Source organism: Bradyrhizobium sp. 142 (assembly GCF_023074015.1).
Taxonomy (GTDB): Bacteria; Pseudomonadota; Alphaproteobacteria; order Rhizobiales; family Xanthobacteraceae; genus Bradyrhizobium.
Genome location: NZ_JADPKQ010000095.1, coordinates 1 through 2,382 on the forward strand (window position 1 = coordinate 1; position 2,382 = coordinate 2,382).

Consider the following 2,382-nt stretch of genomic DNA (forward strand, 5'->3'; position numbering starts at 1 on the left):
ACACGCTCTTGCGTGAACAACGGACGTATCCGTTTCTTGATCTCTCGAAGCGACGCCGCCCACAACGCAAGCGTCTCCTCAACCGACGCGGCCCGCGCCCACGACATTCGAATCATGGTTGCCCATGGATTCAGAAGCCCGCAAACAAAGCAACTGTAATGCTAGACGATTTCCTGAACACGACTGTCCCCGATCAACGCCACATCGAAGCGGAAATCGAGCGTTCGCTCGCCGCGTAACCCAACCACACGAAAGGACCAACTATGGCCACGAAACGCCTAAACGCCGACAGCTTCGCCAAGCAAGCGATCCCGCCGCTCCAACCTGTCATCAATGTCAATTTGGCGGCCGACGTCGTGCAGCAGGCACCGCCCGTGCAAAAGCAGATGCCAGCGCCACTCAAGAAGGCATTGGGGATCGATCAGTCGTGAACGCGAAGCAACTCGACGACGAGCGCGAGGCAGCAGGCGCTGAGTACGTCGCCGCCTTGGAGACGCTGCGTAAGGCGTTCGTTCGCCTGAACGCCGTCGAGCGCACCTTGCAAAATCAAAACTGCCGTGCGGCTCAGTTGAGGACGTTCCACTTCACGCGGAATCGGCTCGAGGAAGGGTTGCGTAGCCTGCAACATTCCGAGTTCGTGCCGCGCATCCTGATTCAGCCATGGCAGGATGAGGTTACGGCTGTTTCCGACAAGCAGATTGAGGAGTTCGAGTAATGGGCGGCTATGTAGAGGGACCGTACACACTCCGCGCAGGCGAGATAATCGCCGTCAAGACCGTCTCACGGTTTCATGTCCGCACAGTTGGCGGCGCAACCGCGATAGTTTTGCTGGACGTAAACCGGCCGGGGAGCGCGGTTAATGTCCCAGCGAATACGTCTATGTGGCTCACGAAGAACTCCGGCACGTCGGACCCGACCGTCGAAGCCGTCGGCGGCGATGTCGTGATCAATGACCCGCTAGGCTCCGGCGTGCCCGAACCAGTCCACTATTGGTGACTTACGTGACGAGGCACCTATGACACCTAAACGAAAGCGGATGCGCCAGGAGCCCACTGATCAATCGGAAACAGACTGGTCGAAGTTCGCGCCGGCCGTCTTGGATCCGGACTTCGACGAATTGGAGCAAGCCGAGTGCGTAGCTTGGCGCTTTCCGGAACGGGCAAATGAGCAGCGATGACAATCGAGCCTTGCGGCGCGCGCTGAATATAGAACGTGAAATGCGGAAGCTGCTTGAGCGTCGATTGCGCGAGCTACTTCAGAAGGATTACGAACAGTTCTTGAAGGTTTGTCAGTTGCATTCGCAGCGAGAGGCTGACCTGCGGCTGATAAAATTGAGTGCGGCGATCGAGGACGCTTGATCACGACTCAGTGTCGGCGCAGTGGGGACGCCCGCGGCGCTGGCTTGGCAAGGGCTGGCGGGACGCCGCCAACCCAAGCCAAAACCGGAGCAGTCTTGCGGGCGTCGTTCCAGCCTGATTTACTCTATCGATATTGCTTAAGCAGGAGACGGACGTGGCGACAGGTGTTGTGAAGTGGTTTAACGCGACCAAGGGATTTGGTTTCATCCAACCCGATGACGGCGGCCAAGATGTGTTTGTACACATAAGCGCAGTGGAGCGCGCGGGCCTCTCAGACTTGCGTGAGGGACAGAAAGTCTCTTACGAGGTCAAAGTTGATCCGAGGCGCGGTAAGAGCAGCGCGGAAAATCTGCGTGCTTCTGAGTGAGGAACAAAGGGCAACGCGCCCCGTTCTCGATATGCTTCGGTCCCGATAGCCCCCCTGACGAGGCCGGAGTATGGACAACGGCCCCAGCTGTTCCCCTCGTTAGCGCTGGGGCCGTTTTTTACGTCGATACGCAGAACCTCGTACTCGAAAGCCACCCCTTCGGGATTTCTCATCGGGCCAAGCCTGTGCGACTTCCTCAGTCGCGAAGACCTTCAAATCCTCGCCCTGATCCTAGATCCACACTTTCATAGCTCGCGCTCCATCGCTGGATGGCTTCGGTTCTTCACCTTGATCCAGTGCTTCTGCCGGCCGCCACGGTAGGGCCGATCGCGGTGCTTGGACACCAATCCCTCTAGGCCCATGCGGCACGCAGCGCGGAATAGGTCCGGCCCGATCTCGCCGCGTTCGAAAGGCGCCACGGTGATCCCATCCGGCCGACGAGCCATCAGCCGTTCAAGATTTGTCTTTCGCAAGTGCAGCGGCAGGTCGCGCAGATCGTCCCCACCCATCGCCAACACGTCAAAGGCGTAAAGCTGCACCTCGTGCTCATGCTTGCGTGAATGCAGCGCGTTGAAATCCGATACGCCGTCCACCCCAAGCACTACGGCTTCGCCGTCAATGACGAAATGCTTCTGCCGGTTCTTAAGCGCGGCCTCG

General features: G+C 58.8%; 6 protein-coding genes. 5 read left to right on the forward strand and 1 reads right to left on the reverse strand.

The window, feature by feature from the left end; translation table 11 throughout:
- The 5 genes from IVA82_RS09765 to IVA82_RS09785 all read left to right on the forward strand — a co-directional run.
- Window positions 1-239: hypothetical protein (locus IVA82_RS09765; RefSeq protein WP_247493283.1), on the forward strand; the 239-nt coding region annotated here is incomplete at its 5' end.
- Between the two features lie 24 nt (window positions 240-263).
- Window positions 264-431, forward strand: a complete 168-nt coding sequence (locus tag IVA82_RS09770) for a hypothetical protein (protein WP_247385456.1) — start codon at window positions 264-266, stop codon at window positions 429-431.
- Window positions 428-715 (forward strand): hypothetical protein, encoded by a 288-nt coding sequence (locus tag IVA82_RS09775; protein WP_247385458.1) that lies wholly within the window; start codon window positions 428-430, stop codon window positions 713-715. Before IVA82_RS09770 ends, IVA82_RS09775 begins: the two co-directional genes overlap by 4 nt.
- Before the next feature lie 448 nt (window positions 716-1,163).
- Window positions 1,164-1,358 carry a hypothetical protein gene (locus IVA82_RS09780; RefSeq protein ID WP_247385460.1) on the forward strand — a complete coding sequence of 65 codons (195 nt, stop codon included), beginning with the start codon at window positions 1,164-1,166 and terminating at the stop codon, window positions 1,356-1,358.
- 154 nt (window positions 1,359-1,512) lie between these two features.
- Window positions 1,513-1,725: a cold-shock protein gene (locus tag IVA82_RS09785; protein WP_247385461.1), complete on the forward strand. Its 213-nt coding sequence runs from the start codon at window positions 1,513-1,515 to the stop codon at window positions 1,723-1,725.
- A gap of 245 nt (window positions 1,726-1,970) precedes the next feature.
- Here the strand turns inward: IVA82_RS09785 and IVA82_RS09790 are convergent.
- The coding region (locus tag IVA82_RS09790; RefSeq protein WP_247493282.1) for a DNA ligase at window positions 1,971-2,382 on the reverse strand (412 nt) is incomplete at its 5' end.